This window comes from Maribacter aquimarinus (assembly GCF_047345505.1).
In the GTDB taxonomy this organism is placed as follows: Bacteria; Bacteroidota; Bacteroidia; order Flavobacteriales; family Flavobacteriaceae; genus Maribacter.
In genome coordinates this window covers 127,181-144,571 of sequence record NZ_JBLFEO010000011.1, presented here as the reverse complement: position 1 = coordinate 144,571, position 17,391 = coordinate 127,181, and the positions used below count along the sequence as shown (strand labels likewise).

Genomic DNA, 17,391 nt, shown 5'->3' with positions numbered 1-17,391 from the left:
CCAGGAGAGTGAGGAGAAGAAAGTCGAGGATCATCAGCAAAGATTCGATTTTTAGGACTTGCCCGGGACGCCCCCTATGGGGGCTAGCCAAAGCCACCTTCTAAGAAGGTGTGGTTTTTTACTTTCCGATTTTGGTGTCTTTTGTGTTTTCTTTTGAAATCCACTCAATAAGACAACTAAATTCCCTTTATCAAAAAAGCAGAATATTCTAAATATTCCATTGTTGGCAGAAACTCGAATTTCCCAAAGTCCATCAGTTTTGGTTAAATGCTTAAAATACTTTTCAGGCACAATTTTGTTCGTTTGGACTAATGTTACTGTCCAGTCGATTTTGTCCTGTACTTTTTTATTCTGTTTATTATAAAAATCCCAAAAGTGATTCTTATAGATTTCGATTTTCCGATTGAATTCACTCAAATCTGCTCAACTTTTAATTTCACACAAGGTTAGCTAATTAGACAACATTAAGCAAATTTCATTCCTAAATTTTGATGCGAAGACGGATTTTAGAGTATTAATGGCAACGTAGGTATATGATCATTGACCACACACCCATTATACGCACAAGATAACAAAACTTTTGGTGTTCGTGCTGCCGCTATGGGCCATTTTGGCATCCCTTCCAACGGTCTCGGTGGCATCTTGGCCCAACCAAGCATGAGGGCCACCACTGCAACACCGAAAGCGGTCCCAACCACAGGCACCTGGCAAGCCCCGGGGCCCGCGTTAGGGATAGGAGCGTAAAGCCCACAGCGAGGCACGAGCGCGGACTTGCAGCGCATAGCCCGGCCCGCAGGGAACGCCCAGAGCTATGCCCCTTTTGGCCGTACCAGTGGTTTCCCTTGTGCCTTGCCCCAAGCCACGGCGACTTGGGCAAAAGGGGGCATCAGTCTTCCAAGATGGCCTCGATTTCGGCTTGCAGGTCCCTTTCCGAAACCATGATGTCCTGCATCATAATACCAACGAGCTCTTTTTTTTCACTGTCGGTCTCCTTTATGTTCTGGTACGTGAAATCCATTAATAGCCGGCATTTTGCCAACATGTTTTCTTTTTGCTCCTGGATCTGGGTCATGGTCCTTATTCTTTTGTAAGCCATCAGTTCTAGCTTTGAAGTGGAAATGGCCTTCCAAGAGGTGGTCTTTATGGAGGGCAGGTGAATACCGTTGGCTTTCATCATGACATCGAAGATGGAGACTTGTTCATCTTTGCCATAAAAAGCCAGGGAATCGATCAGGGTGGTTTGCTGCGGCAAGGTTTTTTTGATGTCTTCAAGGCTCTCTTCCAGTTCTTTGTCCATGGAGGCGATCATTTGGTCCACGTATTTTTGGTCTTTTCGGTTTTGGTTCCAATTGTCTATGTACAGGGCTATGAGAATGCCCAGAATTATGGGAACGATTTCCTTAACGAGTGCTTTGATGTTCTTTTTCACAACAGATTGTTTTTCTTTAGGGTAGGGCGGTGCGGTGAAGATAAAAAGAATTGGCCATTTTAGAGATACCCTGTGCAATGCCTATCTTTGGGCCCCAAAAGAGATAGTATGAAGGTTCATTTCATTGCCATTGGCGGGAGCGCCATGCACAATTTGGCCCTGGCCCTGGCCGCCAAGGGATACCAAATAACGGGGAGCGATGATGTGATCTTTGAGCCGTCCAGGACAAGGTTGGCCCAAAAGGGACTGCTGCCCGAGGCCTTTGGCTGGTACCCGGACAAGATCACGGCCTCCCTGGATGCCGTGATCTTGGGAATGCACGCCAAGGCCGATAATCCGGAGCTGCTCCGGGCGCTGGAACTGGGCCTAAAGATCTACTCTTACCCCGAATTTCTCTACGAGCAGAGCAAGGACAAGACGCGCGTGGTCATTGGCGGAAGCCATGGCAAGACCACCATTACCTCCATGGTGCTGCACGTGCTAAACTATCATGAGCGCCCGGTGGACTATATGGTGGGCGCGCAACTGGAGGGTTTTGACCGTATGGTGCACCTCACCGAGGAGAACGACTTTATGGTGCTGGAGGGCGATGAGTACCTCTCCTCTGCCCTGGACCCCAGGCCAAAGTTTCACCTCTACCGGCCCAACATAGCCCTGCTGAGCGGCATTGCCTGGGACCACATAAATGTCTTCCCCACTTTTGAGGCCTATGTGGAGCAGTTCCGCATTTTTGTGGACAGTATTGTAAAGGGCGGCAGCATTACCTACAACCTGGAGGACAAAACCGTGGTGGAGGTGGTGGAGGCTTCGGAGAACACCATTCGGAAGCTGGGCTATGCCACGCCCCCGTACCAGGTGCATGATGGGGAGACCTTTTTGGAAACCCCGGAGGGCCCCATGCCCATGGCGGTTTTTGGGCAGCACAACCTGAGCAATCTGGCCGGTGCCAAATGGATCTGCCAGAACATGGGCGTGGACGAGGAAGATTTCTATGAGGCCATTGCCACCTTTAAAGGGGCCTCCAAACGTTTGGAGCTCCTGGCCCAGGGCGGGGGCAACCTGGCCTACAAGGATTTTGCCCATGCGCCCAGTAAGGTAAGGGCCACGACCCGGGCCGTGAAAGAGCAGTACCCGGACAAGACCGTCATTGCCTTTTTGGAGCTGCACACCTACAGCAGCTTTGATCCGGAGTTCTTAAAAGGGTACCGCGGCGCCCTGGATGCCGCCGATCGGGCCGTGGTCTTCTACCTGCCGGAGTCCGTGGCCATAAAGAAGCTAAAAGCGGTAACGCCCCAACAGGTTACCGGTGCCTTTGGCCGCGAGGACCTCAAGGTCTTTACCGATGCCCCCTCTTTCTCCCAAGAGGTGCTGCAGGGCCAGTACAGGGACACGGTGCTGCTCTTTATGAGCTCGGGCACCTACGGCGGCTTGGACCTGGACCGGGTAACCGCTAAGATCCAGGGAGAATAGTGGTGGCCCCGGGGCCATCTTGGCGGGGTCCCGCCCCGGTTGCACGGGGCAAAGGGGCATGCCATGGTTTTCTTCGCTATCTTTAGCCAATGAAAGGAAAGACCACCTCATTTTCCATAAAGCACTGGGCCAATGACGATCGGCCGCGGGAGAAACTGCTGCAAAAGGGCCTTGGCGCGCTTTCGGACGCGGAGCTCATTGCCATTCTCATAGGGTCGGGCAGCCGATCGGAAAGTGCCGTGGAACTTTCCAAGCGCATTTTGGCCTCCGTGGACAATAATCTTAACGATCTGGGAAAACGCTCCGTGAAAGAGCTCATGAAGTTCAAGGGCATAGGGGAGGCCAAGGCCGTGTCCATTGCGGCCGCCCTGGAAATGGGTAGGCGCCGTAGAGCGGAAGAGGCGGCCAAGGTGGCCAAAATTGGCAGTAGCCGGGATGTTTTTGAGCTGTTGCAGCCCATTTTGGGCGATCTGGGGCATGAGGAGTTCTGGATCTTGTACCTGAACAACAGCAACAAGGTCATGCACAAGGCGCAATTGAGCAAAGGGGGCATTACGGGCACCTTGGTAGATATACGCCTCATCATGAAACAGGCGCTGCAGCTGGGCGCCGTGGCCCTCATTTTGGCCCACAACCACCCCTCCGGTACGCTGCGCCCCAGTGCGGCGGACAAACAGATCACGGAAAAGGTGGCCGCCGCGACAAAGGTGCTGGACCTAAAGGTGCTGGACCACATTATCGTTACCCAACAGGATTATTATAGCTTTGCAGACAATTCCTTGCTCTAAATGTTGCTCATCTACACCCATAAGGTCACCCCGCGCGTAAGCTATGTCATGCGCCAGCTCTTTACCGGGATCTTGGGCCTGGAGGTGGCCTTTACCGCCACGGTGGAGGAGTTCATAAGGCACACCGGCCCCAAGATCACCTATACCAGGCAACCCTTGCAGAACGAGTTTTTTGTGCAGAGCGCAGACCTGCTCTTTGCCCAAGGCACGGAACCGGTGCACATAGAGGTCTCCCAATGGGATGGCGTGCCCTGTTTTTTTGCCACGGGCGGGCGCAGCGCCCTGCCCTATGACGTGTTTGCGGCCAGCTTTTACCTGTTGAGCCGGTATGAGGAATACCTGCCCCACGAAAAGGATGCCCACGGGCGGTTCTCCCCAAAGGCCAGCTTGGCCCACGAGCACCATTTTCTACAGCGTCCGGTGGTGGATATCTGGGCCCATAGGGTCTTGGAGCTCCTCAGGGAACGGTTTCCGGAAATGCTGCCCGGGCCAAGGCAGTACAGCTTTACCTCGGTCATAGACGTGACCACCTCGCACTGTTACGCCTACAAAGGGGTGATCCGGGGCATATCTGGCCTCTTCCTGGACGCCGCCACCCTGAAATTGCGCAGGGTGGGGCAGCGTTTGGGCGTTTGGCTAAACCTCATTAAAGATCCGTACGACAATTTTGCCCAGCTCATACAATGGCACCGGTCCTTGGGGGTGCACAGTATTTTCTTTTTCCAGTTCGCGGACTACTCCCGGTTCGATAAGAACGTGTCCATAAACAACAACCGTTTCAAGGCCCTGATCAAGCAGGTGGCAGATTACGGGGTGGTGTCCCTCGCCGCCTCCTACAGCTCGTTCGACGACCTGGAACTGCTGCAGAAAGAAAAACAGCAGTTGGAGCAGGTGGTGCACCGCCCCCTGAACCGCAGTAGAATGCGCTACAACCGCTTGGCCGTGCCCGAGACCTACCGCAACCTGGTGGCCGCGGAGTTCACCAGGGACTATACCATGGGCTATACCCACGAGATGGGCTTTAGGGCCGGCACTTGCACCCCCTTTTTTTTCTATGATATTCCCCTGGAACTGCAACAGCCCATAAAAGTGCACCCCTTTGCCGCCCATGACTACACCTTTAGGTCCCTGGGCACCAAAGAGCGGGCCAAGATGCGCCTGGATGCCCTGTACCACGAGGTAAAAAAAGTGGGCGGGGATTTCATCACCGTTTTCTCAAACGAGCTTTTGGGCGATGAAGAAGGACTGGGATGGATGGAGCTCTACCACCAATGCTTAAAAAAATACCATGTATAGAGATTTGATCAAAGATGTTTTTTTCGATTTGGACCATACCCTCTGGGATTTTGAGCGGAATTCCGCGCTGACCTTTGAAACCATTTTTGAACAGCGGCAAATGGACATTGACCTGCCGGCTTTCCTGGAGGTGTACGTGCCGGCCAACATTCGGTACTGGAAAATGTACCGGGAAGAGCGCATTAGCAAGGAAAACCTGCGGTACGAGCGGTTGAAGTCGGTCTTTGACACTTTGGGCATCACCGTCCCCGACGGCACCATTAACCAATTGGCGGCAGATTACATTGCCCAGCTCTCTACCTACGGACACCTGTTTCCACACGCCACGGAGGTGCTCAACTACCTCAGGCCCAAGTACCGTTTGCACATCATTACCAATGGTTTCCAGGAAATACAGGCCAAAAAACTCAAGAATTCGGGCATTGACATGTATTTTGAGCATGTGATCGATGCCGAGGTGGCCGGGGCCAAAAAGCCGCACCCCCGCATTTTCGAGATGGCACTGGAGCGCAGCCGGGCCGTTCCGCAGCGCTCCCTGATGATCGGTGACAGTCTGGAGGCAGATATCTTGGGGGCAAAGGCCCTGGGCATGCACGCCCTGCACTTTAACGCCCACGGGGAGCCTGGCCATGACCATGCCATCATGATTCGGGAACTAAAGGAAATAAAAAGGTATTTATAGAGTTATCCTTAGTGGTCGGTGGGGCCAACAAGCACCGCACCGGTACAAAAAGAAGTTTATGAAGCCATTGCTGCGCCTTTTTCTTTTGGCCGCTGTTCCCTTCTTGATCGGCGCCTGCTCCGAAGAACTGGATTTTGATCAGTATGAGGACCTGCAGCTGCGTCCGGAACTGGAGGCGAGCATTGTCTATGTGCGCACCCAGGAGAGCCTGATCAACAGGATCAGTGGAGTGCAGTTTTACAGCCAAGACTTTAATTTTGATGCTTTTGAGGCGCCCTTTTTTGCCGATCGGGTGCTGGAGGGCACCATTGCCTACCATCTGGAAAACACCACCAGCAAGCCCATTGCCTTTTCGCTTTCTTTTTTGGATGTTGATGGCAATGCGCTCGATGTACAGGAGTTTAACTTGCCGGCGGCCCCACCCGCGGCCACCATGACCCGGGAGGTCAATTACGGCCCCACCGGTGCCCCGCTGGACATTCTGCGCAATACCACCACGGTGCGCATCAGTGGCCAGAACTTGGGGGACAACATCACGGAATCGCCCATTGATAGGGCCGCCATAGTCCTACGTTCCACGGGGCGCTTTACCTTTAGGTTTAAATGAGGGGGCAGTGCAGACCCTTGCTGGTGCTCTTTCTCTTGGCCACGGTGCTTTCCGTTGGGCAGAACAAGCCCCTGCTGTACGATTTTCTTGAAGTGCCCCAGGCATTGATGCTCAATCCCGGCATGCAGACCGATTACAAATGGTACGCCGGCCTACCCTTGTTGTCCGGGATCTCGGGCCATGCGGGCTCCAACGGCGTGGCCCTGAACGACATTTTTGCCAATGACGGGGTGGACTTTAACCTTAAGTTCAGGGAACGCATGCTCAATGCCCTGGACCCCAACGATGCCTTTCTGGGCAACGCGCAGTTGGAGTGGCTCAGTGGGGGGTTTCGCAGCGCCGATCCCAACATCTTCTATTCTTTTGGGGCTTATCTTGAAATGGACCATATTGCCTATTGGCCCCAAGACCTGGCCTCTTTTTTTGTGGACGGCAATGCCGGCCAAGTGGGCCGGCGGTATGATCTGGGGCACCTCAAGGCCCGGGGCACCGTGATGAACGTGATGCATTTTGGCATCAACAAAAAAATGGGCCGCAAGCTCACCGTGGGCGCAAGGGGCAAGTTCTACGCTGGCATCCTGGACCTGAACGCCACGCGAAACCGCGGTTTTTTTGTGAACGTTCCCGGCCAGAACAACACCTTGGCCACCACCATAAGCGCGGACATGAACCTGCGCACGTCCGGCCTCAACGATATCAGGGCAGCGGAAGATGGCCCCGGACTGGCCAGCACCATGATAAGGCGCACTTTTTTTGGCGGGGACCTTGGGCTGGGGCTCGACCTGGGTTTCTCCCACGCCCTGGGAGACCGTACCGTGGTCACGGGAAGCCTTTTGGACCTGGGCTTCATCTACCACCGGGGAGACGTGGAGCGCTATTCCCTGAAAGGGGCCGCCACCGTGGAAGGCATTGAACTGGATGCCATTGAGGACTTTATAGACCTGGACCGGGATTTTTGGCAGGAACTGGTGGACGAGGTGGAGGCCAAAGTGCCCTTCCAGACCAAGAGAACCGGCTACCTCACCTTTAGGCCCACAAGATTGTACGGTTCCATTAGGCACGGTTTTGGCCAAATGGTGGGCAGTGCCCGGCAAAATTGTGACTGCGACATCATGGGCGCCGCCGCCTCTGGCCGTTTGCCAAAGTACCGGAACTCCCTGGGCGCGCAACTTTTTGTGATCAATAGGCCCAGGGGGCCGCAAGCCGCGCTCACGGGGTTCTACCAGCGGCGGTTGGGCCATGTGCTTTCCCTCAAGACCACCTACACCGTGGACAGGTTCAGCTACACCAATATAGGGTTGGGACTTAGCCTACAGGCCGGCCCCGTCCATTTTTACGCCCTGGCCAACAACCTGCTGTCTTACCGGAATTTGGCGGCCAGCCACTACGCATCTTTTCAGTTAGGATTAAATATCATATCTTGGGGGGGTCGGTGAGTGGTGCCGCCCGGCCAGGGCGTTTCGTCCAAAAAAAAATTTGGCACGCTTATTTCATTGCTTAGTTTGAATCTGAAAAATGACAAGTTTGAAAACCACACTATCCTTAGTATTGATCCTTACGGCTATGATGGCACAGGCCCAAGAAAACCTCAATGATTACAAATACATCATCATTCCCAAGAAGTTCGAGGCTTTTAAGAGCGTAAACGAGCACAAGACCAGTACCCTGCTCAAGTTTCTTTTTGCCGAAAAAGGGTTTTTGGCAGTTTATGATGATGAGCGTCCGGAAGATTTGATGAGCGATCCCTGTTTGGGCCTTAGCGCCAACATTGAGGACAATTCCGGGATGTTCACCACCAAAACGGCCATTGCGCTAAAGGATTGTCACGGCAAGACCGTGCTCACCACCAAGGAGGGCCGAAGCCGGGAGAAGGAGTATGCCCTTTCTTACGGGGAAGCCCTCAGGGACGCCATGAGCACTTTTGACGCAATGGACCATACCTACACCGAAAAGGATGTTCCGGCCAAGCCCGTGACCCTAAATTTCAGAAACGATGTGAAGGAGGTAAAGGACAAGACCCCCAACCTTAAGAAGGCCAAGAACGTGGATGCCAACGTTACCCAGAAGGCCACCGAAGACCAGCAGTTGTACGAAAGCAGGGAGCCGGTGGTGTCCGAATCCATAAAAATGGCCCCGGCCAACAAAGTGAACGACCTGAAGATCAAAAAGCCCAGGCCCGAAGATATCTGGTACGCCCAGTCACTTCCCAACGGCTACCAGTTGGTGGATAGGACGCCCAGCGTAAAAATGCGTTTGCAAAAGAGCTCCATCAAAGAGGTTTACATGGCCCAATCTGGAGAAAAGCAGGGCCTTGTCCACAAAAAGGGCGATACCTGGATTTTTGAATACTACGATCAAGGTACCTTGGTGCAAGAGGCCCTTAAGGTGAAATTTTAAAGTTGATTTTCTTTGTTGGGTGCGAAGTTTTGAGTACGGAGTACTGAGTACAGAGTACTGAGTACGAAGTATCAGGTACAAAATCTTGATTCCTGATTCTTGTCTCTTGTCCCTACTTTACGGCAAATCCAGCTTCTTTGTTCTCTGTGCTCTGTTCTTGCCCTTTGCCTCTAAAGCCCCACGGGCAACCAAACCCATTAACAACCTCATTTTCAGAAGTCGTACTTGTCCTTCCAGCGTTTTTTCAGGAAATCCCGAAGCGCATTTTCCCTGGCGTTCTGGCCCGGTTTGTAGAGCGATTGTCCTTTGATGTCCTCCGGCAAAAATTCTGCATCCACAAAGTTGTTGGCATGATCGTGCGCGTATTGGTAGTCCTTTCCGTAGCCAATGTCCTTCATCAACTGGGTGGGGGCGTTGCGCAAGGATAGGGGCACGGGCAGGTTCCCGGTCTCCCGCACCAGTTTTTGGGCCTTTCCAATGGCCTGGTAGCTGGCGTTGCTCTTGGCGCTGGTGGCCAGGTAAATGGTGCATTGGCTCAGGATGATGCGGGCCTCGGGGTAGCCAATGGCGCTCACGGCCTGGAAGGTGGTATTGGCCATGACCAGGGCCGTGGGGTTTGCCAGGCCAATGTCCTCGGAGGCGGCAATGAGCAACCTTCTGGCAATGAACTTTACGTCTTCCCCGCCTTCGATCATGCGCGCCAGCCAATAGACCGCGGCATTGGGGTCACTGCCCCGGATGGATTTTATAAAGGCCGATGCCACATCGTAGTGCTGTTCGCCCGTTTTGTCATAAAGGGCCGTGTGCTGCTGTACCTTGGCCTGCACCATGGCGTCCGTGACCTCGATCCGGTCCGATGCCTCGGAGTTGATCACCAGTTCAAAAATGTTCAGCAGTTTTCTTCCATCGCCGCCCGAGAGCCGCAGCAGGGTCTCGGTCTCCTTGAGGGTGATCTCCTTTTGCCGCAAAACGGAATCCTCGCGCATCGCCCGGTGCAGCAAGGTTTCCAGGTCTTCCTTGCCAAAGGCGTTGAGAATATAGATCTGGCAGCGGGAGAGCAGTGCCGGAATCACCTCAAAACTGGGGTTTTCGGTGGTGGCACCGATCAGGGTGATCCAGCCCCGTTCCACCGCCGCCAAGAGCGAATCTTGTTGCGATTTACTGAAGCGGTGGATCTCATCGATGAACAAAATGGGGTTTTTGGTGGTAAAGAGTCCGCCCGCCTGCTTCGCCTTGTCGATCACCTCCCGTATGTCCTTCACGCCGCTGTTAATGGCGCTGAGCACATAAAAGGGCCGCTTGCTCTCTTCGGCGATGATGTGGGCCAAGGTGGTCTTCCCCGTACCGGGCGGGCCCCACAGGATCAGGGAGGGTATGGTCCCGTTCTTGATCTGTTGGGTCAGGGCACCCTGGGCCCCGATGAGGTGGTGCTGACTAATGTATTCTTTCAGGGTTTTGGGGCGTACCCTTTCGGCCAGAGGTTCGTTCATAGGGTAAAAGTATAATAAAGTTGTCTTTTTGAAAGTTTAAGAAGGGAAATCTGACCAACTGGTGGGGCCGCCCCACTGACAAAGTAACCGATGGGCCATTTTTGGTACCGAAGTTGTAGGTGGTGGTTCAAGTGAAATAGGATGCAAGAGATCAACGGGTTCAACTATTCGGCCAGGGTGCTTTTGGTGCCCCTCTTTCTGGTGCTCCTGATTTGGAGCGTGTACTGGGCGGAGCTCTCCTTTGGCTGGAACCTGAACCATTGGGGCATTGCGCCGCGCACCTTAAAGGGGCTCAGGGGCATTGTGTTCAGTCCGTTCATTCACGGATCGCTAAAACATCTGTACAACAATACCATACCCCTGGCCGTGCTCACCGCCATGCTCTTCTACTTTTACAACAGCAAGGCCTGGAAGGTACTGCTGTGGGGCCTGTTCTTGTCCGGCCTCATTACCTGGGGCATAGGCAGGCCCTCTTACCACATTGGTGCCAGTGGGCTCATCTATGTGTTGGCCAGTTTCATTTTCTTTAAGGGCATCTTTACCAAGTATTACCGGTTGGTGGCCCTTTCGCTCATTGTGGTCTTTCTTTACGGAAGCCTGTTGTGGTATATTTTTCCCGTAAAGGAAGGGATGTCCTGGGAGGGGCACCTGGCCGGTTTTCTGGTGGGCATTGTCTTGGCGTTGGCCACCGCCAACCCCGTGGTCTCCGCCAAAAAGTACGCCTGGGAGAAAGAGGGCTACAATGAGGAGAACGATCCCTTTTTAAAGCATTTTGACGAACAGGGAAATTTTGTGGAGCGGCTGCCCGAGGAGCCCACGGATCAAGAGGAACCCATTACCATTAGGTATGTGTATCGGGAGAAAAGGTCCCGGCCCAATGGGAAGGACGGCTCATGACCGCTGCCGCACCGCTTCGTACAAGAGCACCCCACAGGCCACGGAAACGTTCAAGGAGCCAATATTGCCCAGGAGCGGCAGCTTTGCCAAATGGTCCGCGGCTTTGAGCATGGACGGACTGATGCCCCTATCCTCTGCCCCCATGATGATGGCGGTGGGTGCCGTAAGGGGAATGTCATAGACGGTTTTTTCTGCTTTTTCCGTCGCGGCCACCACCTGGATGCCGGAGGCCTGCATGAAGAACACCGCGTCCTTGAGATGCCCCACTTTTACAATGGGCACGGTAAAGGCCGCCCCCGCGGAGGTCTTTATGGTGTCCGCAGTGACCGGTGCCGCCCCTTTCCTTTGGATCACAATGCCATCCACGCCGGTGCAGGCCGCCGTTCTTATAATGGCCCCAAAGTTGCGCACATCGGAAAGCTGGTCCAGCAGTAAGATGAGTGCCGGGGAAGTCTTCTTTTCCACCAGCTCCATCAATTGCTCCAAGGTATGGAAGCGTATGGGCGATACATTGGCCACCGCGCCCTGGTGGTTGTCCTTGGTGAGCCTGTTCAGCTTTTCAACGGGCACATAGGCCAAGGTAATGTCATTTTTGCGCAACAGCTGCTCCAATTCGCGCATTAGATCGCCCTTGAGGCCCTTTTGCAAAAACACCTTGTCAATTTCAGTGTTGGCCCGCACAGCCTCCATAATGGCCCGGATGCCGTAGATTTGGGAAGATTTTTCCATAGGGGGCAAAGGTAAATAAAAAGCCGCTCAACGTTGAGCGGCTTTTTTTTGGAAAAAGGTATTTTTTTAATCTTCGAAGGCCCATAGGTCCACGTCCAAAAGGTGCCCTCCCTGGGCTGAAATTGCTGCTTCATATGCTGCATTGTTAGCCAGGCGTTCAGAATCTGGATAGAGGAAGCGTCTGGGAACCACACCAGAGGGATTGGATCCATTCACGCCTTCCGGGTTGGGGGTCAGTTCAGGAAAACCCGTACGTCTAAAATCGTTCCAAGTTTGAACAGGGTTTGAACCATACATTGCCTTGTATTTCTCTACAATAATGGTCTCCAAGTCAGCGCCGGCCACAGTTCCCAAATAGGCCGTTATATCCGCCGCTCCTATACCAATGAACTCCATATTGGCCGTAATGGCTTCTTCAAGTACGGTGCGCGCATCTCCACCCGTTCTTAAGAGCGCCTCTGCCTCTAAGAACTTAACTTCGGCGTATGAAATCAAAGTTGAGGGTGAAGCAAACTGGGCCCAAAACAAATTGGGATTGTTGTTTTGATAATAGAGCGACGTTCCATCATCAGTGGTGACCATATAGCTGTCCTTACGAGGGTCTCCCTCCATCAGATCAGCAAAAAAGGGTGCAATAACCATTGTGTTTGGTCTTTGAATTCCAAACAAAGCTAATGGATTTCCTCCGTTGGGTGATCCTTCAAAGGCAAATACGGGAGAGCTTGCATTACTGTCAAAAGCCTGCGCCAATTCATTCAATGCTTTATCCGCGGCATTAGGGTCTCTCTTTGTCAATTGTAGATAATATCTGGCCTTCAAGGCATGAGCGGTGGCAATCCAATCGGTCCCAACCAAATCTCCCAACGGGCCCTGAGGGTCAGATTGACCAAAGTCTGCTATGGCACCATCCAATAGTTCGTGAATGGTTTCGTAAATGGCTTCCTGGCTATCATAGGTCGGTGAAAGGTTTTCTGCACCCAAAAATGCCTCCGTGTAGGGTATGTCGCCCCAAAAATTGGTTGCCAGACCTAGGTTCACCGCCAGATAAATTCTAGCGATACCTCTTGTGTGGGGAACATCTCCTTGCACATTGGCCCTTTCGATCATATCCACACAATCCCTCATAGAGCCTGTGTACAGACCAAATTCCCAAAAGTTCGCGAGAGTTCCTTCATCCACCGCATATTGGGTAAACGCTACTTGTTGTGCATCAAACCCTTCGTACTGCTGTGTAAATATACCTGCCAAACGTCCGGCGGCGGCCACCAAGTTTCTGTGCGTTTGTGTTTGCATGGTGGGTGTTATGGCCACAAGGCTAACATTTTCACCACCAGGACGTCCTGGGTCTAGGTTCGTATCTCCAAAATCACTACAAGAGACCACCAAAGCTATACTTGCAAAGAATAGGAATGCTTTGTTATATATATTTTTCATTATTCAATTTTTAAAAGGTTACTTTAAGCGCCAAAGAATAACTTTCGGTAAAGGGTTGGTTGAAATAATCAAGTCCAATACCGTTGGAATCTCCGGAAAGATTTGTTTCAGGATCAATGCCTGGGTAGTCTGTTATCAATAGAAGGTTTCTCCCCGCCACCGTGATGGAAGCATTCGAGATTCCTGCTCTTTCAACAAAGCGCGTGGGTATGTTGTAGGTGAGCGCCACCTCGCGCAATTTAAAGAAAGAACCATCAAAGACATAATCCTCTGCAACACCACCAAAACCGTAGCGTACCCATCGGTTTGCTCCCAGGCCACCGGCCGGATCGGCGTACGGTACGGAGGTGGTGTTCTGCTGTCCCGTGGGAACCCAGGTTCCATTCGTGAAGTTGGCCGTTATGCCATCCACAACGTAGGAGGTTTCCCTGAGATCCGAGGTAGCTTGTGAGGTTCCAAAATAGTCCAAAATGCCACAGGTTCCGCACCAAACATCCCCACCGGAACGATAATCAAAAAGAGTGGTGAGGCTTAGGTTTTTGTAGCTAAATGTGTTCCTCACCCCCAGGGTAAAGTCTGGTATTGGATCACCAATGACTCCATTCGTTGGGTCTGCGATGGCCAAACCATTGGAGGCATCTATCAACTGGTTTCCGTTCTCATCCCTTAACCAACGGTTGCCAAATATAGCTCCGTATGATTCTCCTGGCACCGCCCTTGAAGAAGTAGACGTAAAACCGGCCAGTAAAATGGGTTCTATCCCTTCAACAAGCTCTTCGACCACATTTTCCATAGCTGTATAGTTCAGGTTCACGTTCCATCTAAAGTTCTCGGTACGCACTGGAATGATGTCTGCGGATATTTCCCATCCAGTGTTTGAAATGACACCGGCATTTATGGTTCTATTGGTAAAGCCAGTTGTGGCCGGTTGACTTACTTCTATGATTTGGTCTTCTGTCGTCCTATCATAATAGGCTACATCTAGGTTCAATCTGCTGTCAAAAAACCTAAATTCGGCACCTATTTCGTATTCAGTAGTTAGTTCTGGAGTTATTTGGTTGTTTCCCAATAAAGAAGAACGCTCAAAGGCGACTTGGCCGAACAATGGGAAAACGTTGTTATCTATGAACCCATCACCCCCGGCTGAACCCGTACCGTAATACGTATCCGTGGCGAACGCAGGGGCATCGTTTCCGTTACGTCCCCATGACCCCCTTAGTTTACCAAAATTAAACCAATTACCTCTGGTCTGGAATAATTCCGAGAAGACAAAACTACCCCCTACACCATAGCTTTGGAAACTGTTGTTGTCACTGGGTAGGGTAGAAGACCAATCATTACGGAAAGACCCGTTCACAAAGAGCAGATTGTTGTATCCCAATGTTATATTGGAAAGCAATCCCCTTAGCTCCCGTTGCCCATAATTTTCAAAATTTGTTTGGGTCGCCGTATTGGAAACATGAAAAAAGCCCGGTATGGTAAGCCCAAACCCATTGGTGGTTCTCGCTAGCCTTCTATTTCTATATTGATCATAGCCAAAGGTAGCCCCAAAGTTCCACTTATCGCTCAAATCCTTGTTAATCAAAAAGAGCAGCTGACTGGTGATGTCTTCATTACTTTCGTCCCGATCTTGTAGTTGCCCTATGGCATTTCCGGCTGAGTTCACGTCCAGACCAGACTTTCTAGAGTCCGTAAAACGGTCATACCCATAAAGTCCTCGAATGGTCAGCCAGTCCGTTGGGTTGTAGTTGAATTGAAAATTGCCTATAAAGCGGTTTACATCGTCAAATGTTGGGTTCTTGACAACCGTCCAATACGGACTGTCGTAAACGCCAGCTCTGTAGCTGCGCTGTGTACCATCGGGTAGTTGGTAGGTTGCTGGATCCAGCACTGCTGAGGCTCCCGCCCCGTTACTGTTGTCAAAAGTGGGGGTTGTTCGCAGAAGCCCCAACATTATTCCCGATACGTTGGAACCTCTTTGGTTCCTTCTGCCGCCCGAGTTAATGTAGGTTCCGGAAACATCGATGGAAAACTTATCGGTAAGTTCAGCGCTGATGTTGGACCTAAATGATTTTCTTCCAAACTGTTCCAAAGGAGTGATTCCGGTCTGGTCCAATTTACCTCCGGAAACGAAGTAGCTCAACTTTTTGGTTCCACCGCTTACGGAGACATTGAGGTCGGTCAAAACCCCTGTTGTGAAAAACTCCAAGGGGTCGTAGGCCCTTGCAGGAACTCCATTCCCCGTGCCCGCTGGCACAAGCCTACCTCCACGGTCTTAGGCATAATCACTGCCATCAAATTCTAAACTGGAAATGGCGGGCCCCCAACTAAAGCCCTCTGCGGTGTCAGGGCCTCTCCAGGTAAGTTCGCCCCCTACAGGTCTCCCCTGTGCATATTCCTGTTGAAGATCGGGGAACTGATTTGCATTGGAAAACGCCACATTGCTCGAGACGGTCACTCTTGGCTTCCCTTCTTGCCCAGACTTTGTTGTAATAAGTATTACACCATTGGCCGCCCTAAGTCCGTAAAGCGTTTGTGCTGCAATGCCCTTGAGAATCTCCATGGAGGCAATATCGTTTTGATTGATGTCTATTGCCCGGTTGGAGTTGTCCACCCCACCAACTCCATTTTGGGAGGAAGAGTTGTCAATGGGCACGCCATCAACCACAAACAAAGGACTGTTGGTCCTGTTTATTGAGGTGTTTCCGCGAATACGAATGTTGGTGGAGGCCCCTACGGAACCCGAACTGCCCGTAACCTGCACACCGGCAGCTTTCGCAGCAAGTGCCGTGGCCAAATTTACCTCATTTGTGTTTGCAATCTCTTCAGCGTCAACCGTTTGGGTGGCGTAACTGAGCTCCCTCGATTTCCTCTTGATGCCCAAGGCTGTGACCACAACCTCTTCCAAGGCCTCGGCATCTTCTTCCATTTGCACATTGATTGTATTACCCGCACCTATGGCACGGCGCTCATCTTTCTGGCCCACATAGGTAAACAAAAGCGTTTGCCCCGGCGAGGCCTTAATGGCATAGTTGCCATCAAAATCAGATTGGGTACCGCTGGTCGTGCCCTCTACCACGATGTTCACCCCTGGGAGGGGGAGCCCATCTTGGTCGGTAACCGTACCGGATACCGTTTTCTCCTGTGCAAAGGACATCTGCACAATCAACGCCAAAAACAGCGTTAACAATCCATTTAGTTTTGTTCTCGTTTTTAAAGTTATTTGAATTAGCTATCGCCAAAAGTCACAATTATGTGTTAAAAAACCAAACTTAAATTAGTAAAATTTTAAGGATTGTCTTGATTTTTAAGAATTGAAGGGTGGCGGGGTGGCCGTTTTGTGGGTCGCCCACTTTTGGGGCGTTAAAACTGCCAATGCTGCAAAACAATGGAAATGTCCGGAATTTGCACGGTGGGCAAAACGGCCCGCTTTGGCCCCGCGGCCTTGGTTCAGAACCAAGCTCCGGCATTAGTTTTCAACAAGGGTTTTTACCGTGATTTTTTTGGTGGATGGGGTACGGAGCCCGGTTTTTTTCCTTTTGGAAGGCGAGCACGGTGGGCCAAGTTGGTCTGGGACCACTTAAAGTGGTGTCCTTGGGTTGGAAGATGGAACCGATGGTCGTTTTCGGGAAGGTCGCCGCTTTGGTGGTCCGGACCCGCGGGCCGCGTCCCGGTAAAAAGTTTGAAAATAAAACAGGTAGGATTTGAATTTCTATGAAATATTACTACATTTGCCGACCCTTAAACAGAGGGGGAATTTTATACATTATAATATAGTATGCCAACAATTTCACAATTAGTACGAGTAGGAAGGTCCACAATTGCTAAGAAGAGTAAATCGGCTGCTTTGGATTCCTGTCCGCAACGAAGGGGAGTCTGTACGCGTGTTTATACCACTACGCCCAAGAAACCAAACTCTGCCATGCGCAAGGTGGCAAGGGTGCGGCTTACCAACGGTAAGGAGGTGAACGCTTACATACCCGGGGAAGGACATAACCTCCAAGAGCACTCGATAGTATTAGTAAGGGGCGGAAGGGTCAAGGATTTGCCCGGTGTTAGATACCATATTGTCAGGGGTGCCCTGGATACCGCAGGTGTAGCGGGCCGGACACAGCGGCGATCTAAGTACGGAGCAAAGAGACCTAAGAAGTAGTAAACTTTTCAAGAAGAAG

The 17,391-nt window shown here is 51.8% G+C and carries 16 protein-coding genes; 9 read left to right on the top strand and 7 right to left on the bottom strand.

Annotation, left to right across the window (positions count from 1 at the left end; translation table 11 throughout):
- Positions 1-51: 51 nt before the first annotated feature.
- Positions 52-417: a type II toxin-antitoxin system RelE/ParE family toxin gene (locus ACKWCC_RS10170; RefSeq protein ID WP_413995822.1), complete on the bottom strand. Its 366-nt coding sequence runs from the start codon at positions 415-417 to the stop codon at positions 52-54.
- A 469-nt stretch (positions 418-886) separates the two neighbouring features.
- On the bottom strand, positions 887-1,429 hold the full coding sequence (locus ACKWCC_RS10165; protein WP_413995821.1) for a hypothetical protein: 543 nt from the start codon (positions 1,427-1,429) through the stop codon (positions 887-889).
- Positions 1,430-1,537: 108 nt separating this feature from the next.
- On the opposite strand from ACKWCC_RS10165, the gene ACKWCC_RS10160 reads away from it, so the two are divergent.
- The 7 genes from ACKWCC_RS10160 (at position 1,538) to ACKWCC_RS10130 (ending at position 8,669) form a co-directional block, all read left to right on the top strand.
- On the top strand, positions 1,538-2,899 hold the full coding sequence (locus ACKWCC_RS10160) for a UDP-N-acetylmuramate--L-alanine ligase (RefSeq protein ID WP_413995820.1): 1,362 nt from the start codon (positions 1,538-1,540) through the stop codon (positions 2,897-2,899).
- 89 nt (positions 2,900-2,988) lie between these two features.
- On the top strand, positions 2,989-3,687 hold the full coding sequence (gene radC, locus ACKWCC_RS10155; RefSeq protein WP_413995819.1) for a RadC family protein: 699 nt from the start codon (positions 2,989-2,991) through the stop codon (positions 3,685-3,687).
- Positions 3,688-4,983: a polysaccharide deacetylase family protein gene (locus tag ACKWCC_RS10150; protein ID WP_413995818.1), complete on the top strand. Its 1,296-nt coding sequence runs from the start codon at positions 3,688-3,690 to the stop codon at positions 4,981-4,983. It abuts the gene before it with no gap.
- A complete protein-coding gene (locus ACKWCC_RS10145) occupies positions 4,976-5,665 on the top strand; it encodes a YjjG family noncanonical pyrimidine nucleotidase (protein ID WP_413995817.1) in 690 nt (229 codons plus the stop codon). The genes ACKWCC_RS10150 and ACKWCC_RS10145 overlap by 8 nt, the downstream gene beginning before the upstream one ends.
- A gap of 58 nt (positions 5,666-5,723) precedes the next feature.
- The gene (locus ACKWCC_RS10140; RefSeq protein ID WP_413995816.1) at positions 5,724-6,272 is read left to right on the top strand and encodes a hypothetical protein; all 549 of its coding nucleotides are present in this window, start codon (positions 5,724-5,726) and stop codon (positions 6,270-6,272) included.
- Complete coding sequence (locus ACKWCC_RS10135; RefSeq protein ID WP_413995815.1) at positions 6,269-7,708, top strand: DUF5723 family protein; 1,440 nt, start codon at positions 6,269-6,271, stop codon at positions 7,706-7,708. Before ACKWCC_RS10140 ends, ACKWCC_RS10135 begins: the two co-directional genes overlap by 4 nt.
- 88 nt (positions 7,709-7,796) lie before the next feature.
- Positions 7,797-8,669, top strand: coding sequence for a hypothetical protein (locus ACKWCC_RS10130; RefSeq protein WP_413995814.1), 873 nt, complete (start codon positions 7,797-7,799; stop codon positions 8,667-8,669).
- 212 nt (positions 8,670-8,881) lie between these two features.
- Here the strand turns inward: ACKWCC_RS10130 and ACKWCC_RS10125 are convergent, their stop codons facing one another.
- Positions 8,882-10,159, bottom strand: coding sequence for a replication-associated recombination protein A (locus tag ACKWCC_RS10125; RefSeq protein WP_413995813.1), 1,278 nt, complete (start codon positions 10,157-10,159; stop codon positions 8,882-8,884).
- 141 nt (positions 10,160-10,300) lie between these two features.
- Between ACKWCC_RS10125 and ACKWCC_RS10120 the strand changes: the two genes are divergently transcribed.
- Positions 10,301-11,056 carry a rhomboid family intramembrane serine protease gene (locus ACKWCC_RS10120; RefSeq protein WP_413995812.1) on the top strand — a complete coding sequence of 252 codons (756 nt, stop codon included), beginning with the start codon at positions 10,301-10,303 and terminating at the stop codon, positions 11,054-11,056.
- Here ACKWCC_RS10120 and rlmB read toward each other — a convergent pair.
- The 4 genes from rlmB to ACKWCC_RS10100 form a co-directional block, all read right to left on the bottom strand.
- Positions 11,051-11,785: a 23S rRNA (guanosine(2251)-2'-O)-methyltransferase RlmB gene (rlmB, locus tag ACKWCC_RS10115; RefSeq protein ID WP_413995811.1), complete on the bottom strand. Its 735-nt coding sequence runs from the start codon at positions 11,783-11,785 to the stop codon at positions 11,051-11,053. The two genes, ACKWCC_RS10120 and rlmB, sit on opposite strands and share 6 nt — an antisense overlap.
- 66 nt (positions 11,786-11,851) lie before the next feature.
- Positions 11,852-13,219, bottom strand: a complete 1,368-nt coding sequence (locus ACKWCC_RS10110; RefSeq protein WP_413995810.1) for a SusD/RagB family nutrient-binding outer membrane lipoprotein — start codon at positions 13,217-13,219, stop codon at positions 11,852-11,854.
- A 10-nt stretch (positions 13,220-13,229) separates the two neighbouring features.
- Entirely contained in the window at positions 13,230-15,404 is a 2,175-nt protein-coding gene (locus ACKWCC_RS10105; protein WP_413995809.1) for a TonB-dependent receptor domain-containing protein, read from the bottom strand.
- Positions 15,405-15,494: 90 nt separating this feature from the next.
- Positions 15,495-16,409 (bottom strand): carboxypeptidase-like regulatory domain-containing protein, encoded by a 915-nt coding sequence (locus ACKWCC_RS10100; RefSeq protein WP_413995808.1) that lies wholly within the window; start codon positions 16,407-16,409, stop codon positions 15,495-15,497.
- Positions 16,410-16,997: 588 nt separating this feature from the next.
- Between ACKWCC_RS10100 and rpsL the strand changes: the two genes are divergently transcribed.
- Positions 16,998-17,372, top strand: coding sequence for a 30S ribosomal protein S12 (rpsL, locus tag ACKWCC_RS10095; protein WP_413995807.1), 375 nt, complete (start codon positions 16,998-17,000; stop codon positions 17,370-17,372).
- The last annotated feature ends 19 nt before the right edge of the window (positions 17,373-17,391 follow it).

Excerpts from the sequence above, each read along its gene's own strand:
- ACKWCC_RS10125 (WP_413995813.1), bottom strand. The coding sequence starts at position 10,159 with ATGAACGAACCTCTGGCCGAAAGGGTACGCCCCAAAACCCTGAAAGAA.
- ACKWCC_RS10120 (WP_413995812.1), top strand. The coding sequence starts at position 10,301 with ATGCAAGAGATCAACGGGTTCAACTATTCGGCCAGGGTGCTTTTGGTG.
- ACKWCC_RS10145 (WP_413995817.1), top strand. The coding sequence starts at position 4,976 with ATGTATAGAGATTTGATCAAAGATGTTTTTTTCGATTTGGACCATACC.
- ACKWCC_RS10150 (WP_413995818.1), top strand. The coding sequence starts at position 3,688 with ATGTTGCTCATCTACACCCATAAGGTCACCCCGCGCGTAAGCTATGTC.
- ACKWCC_RS10140 (WP_413995816.1), top strand. The coding sequence starts at position 5,724 with ATGAAGCCATTGCTGCGCCTTTTTCTTTTGGCCGCTGTTCCCTTCTTG.
- rlmB (WP_413995811.1), bottom strand. The coding sequence starts at position 11,785 with ATGGAAAAATCTTCCCAAATCTACGGCATCCGGGCCATTATGGAGGCT.
- ACKWCC_RS10110 (WP_413995810.1), bottom strand. The coding sequence starts at position 13,219 with ATGAAAAATATATATAACAAAGCATTCCTATTCTTTGCAAGTATAGCT.
- ACKWCC_RS10160 (WP_413995820.1), top strand. The coding sequence starts at position 1,538 with ATGAAGGTTCATTTCATTGCCATTGGCGGGAGCGCCATGCACAATTTG.
- ACKWCC_RS10135 (WP_413995815.1), top strand. The coding sequence starts at position 6,269 with ATGAGGGGGCAGTGCAGACCCTTGCTGGTGCTCTTTCTCTTGGCCACG.
- rpsL (WP_413995807.1), top strand. The coding sequence starts at position 16,998 with ATGCCAACAATTTCACAATTAGTACGAGTAGGAAGGTCCACAATTGCT.
- radC (WP_413995819.1), top strand. The coding sequence starts at position 2,989 with ATGAAAGGAAAGACCACCTCATTTTCCATAAAGCACTGGGCCAATGAC.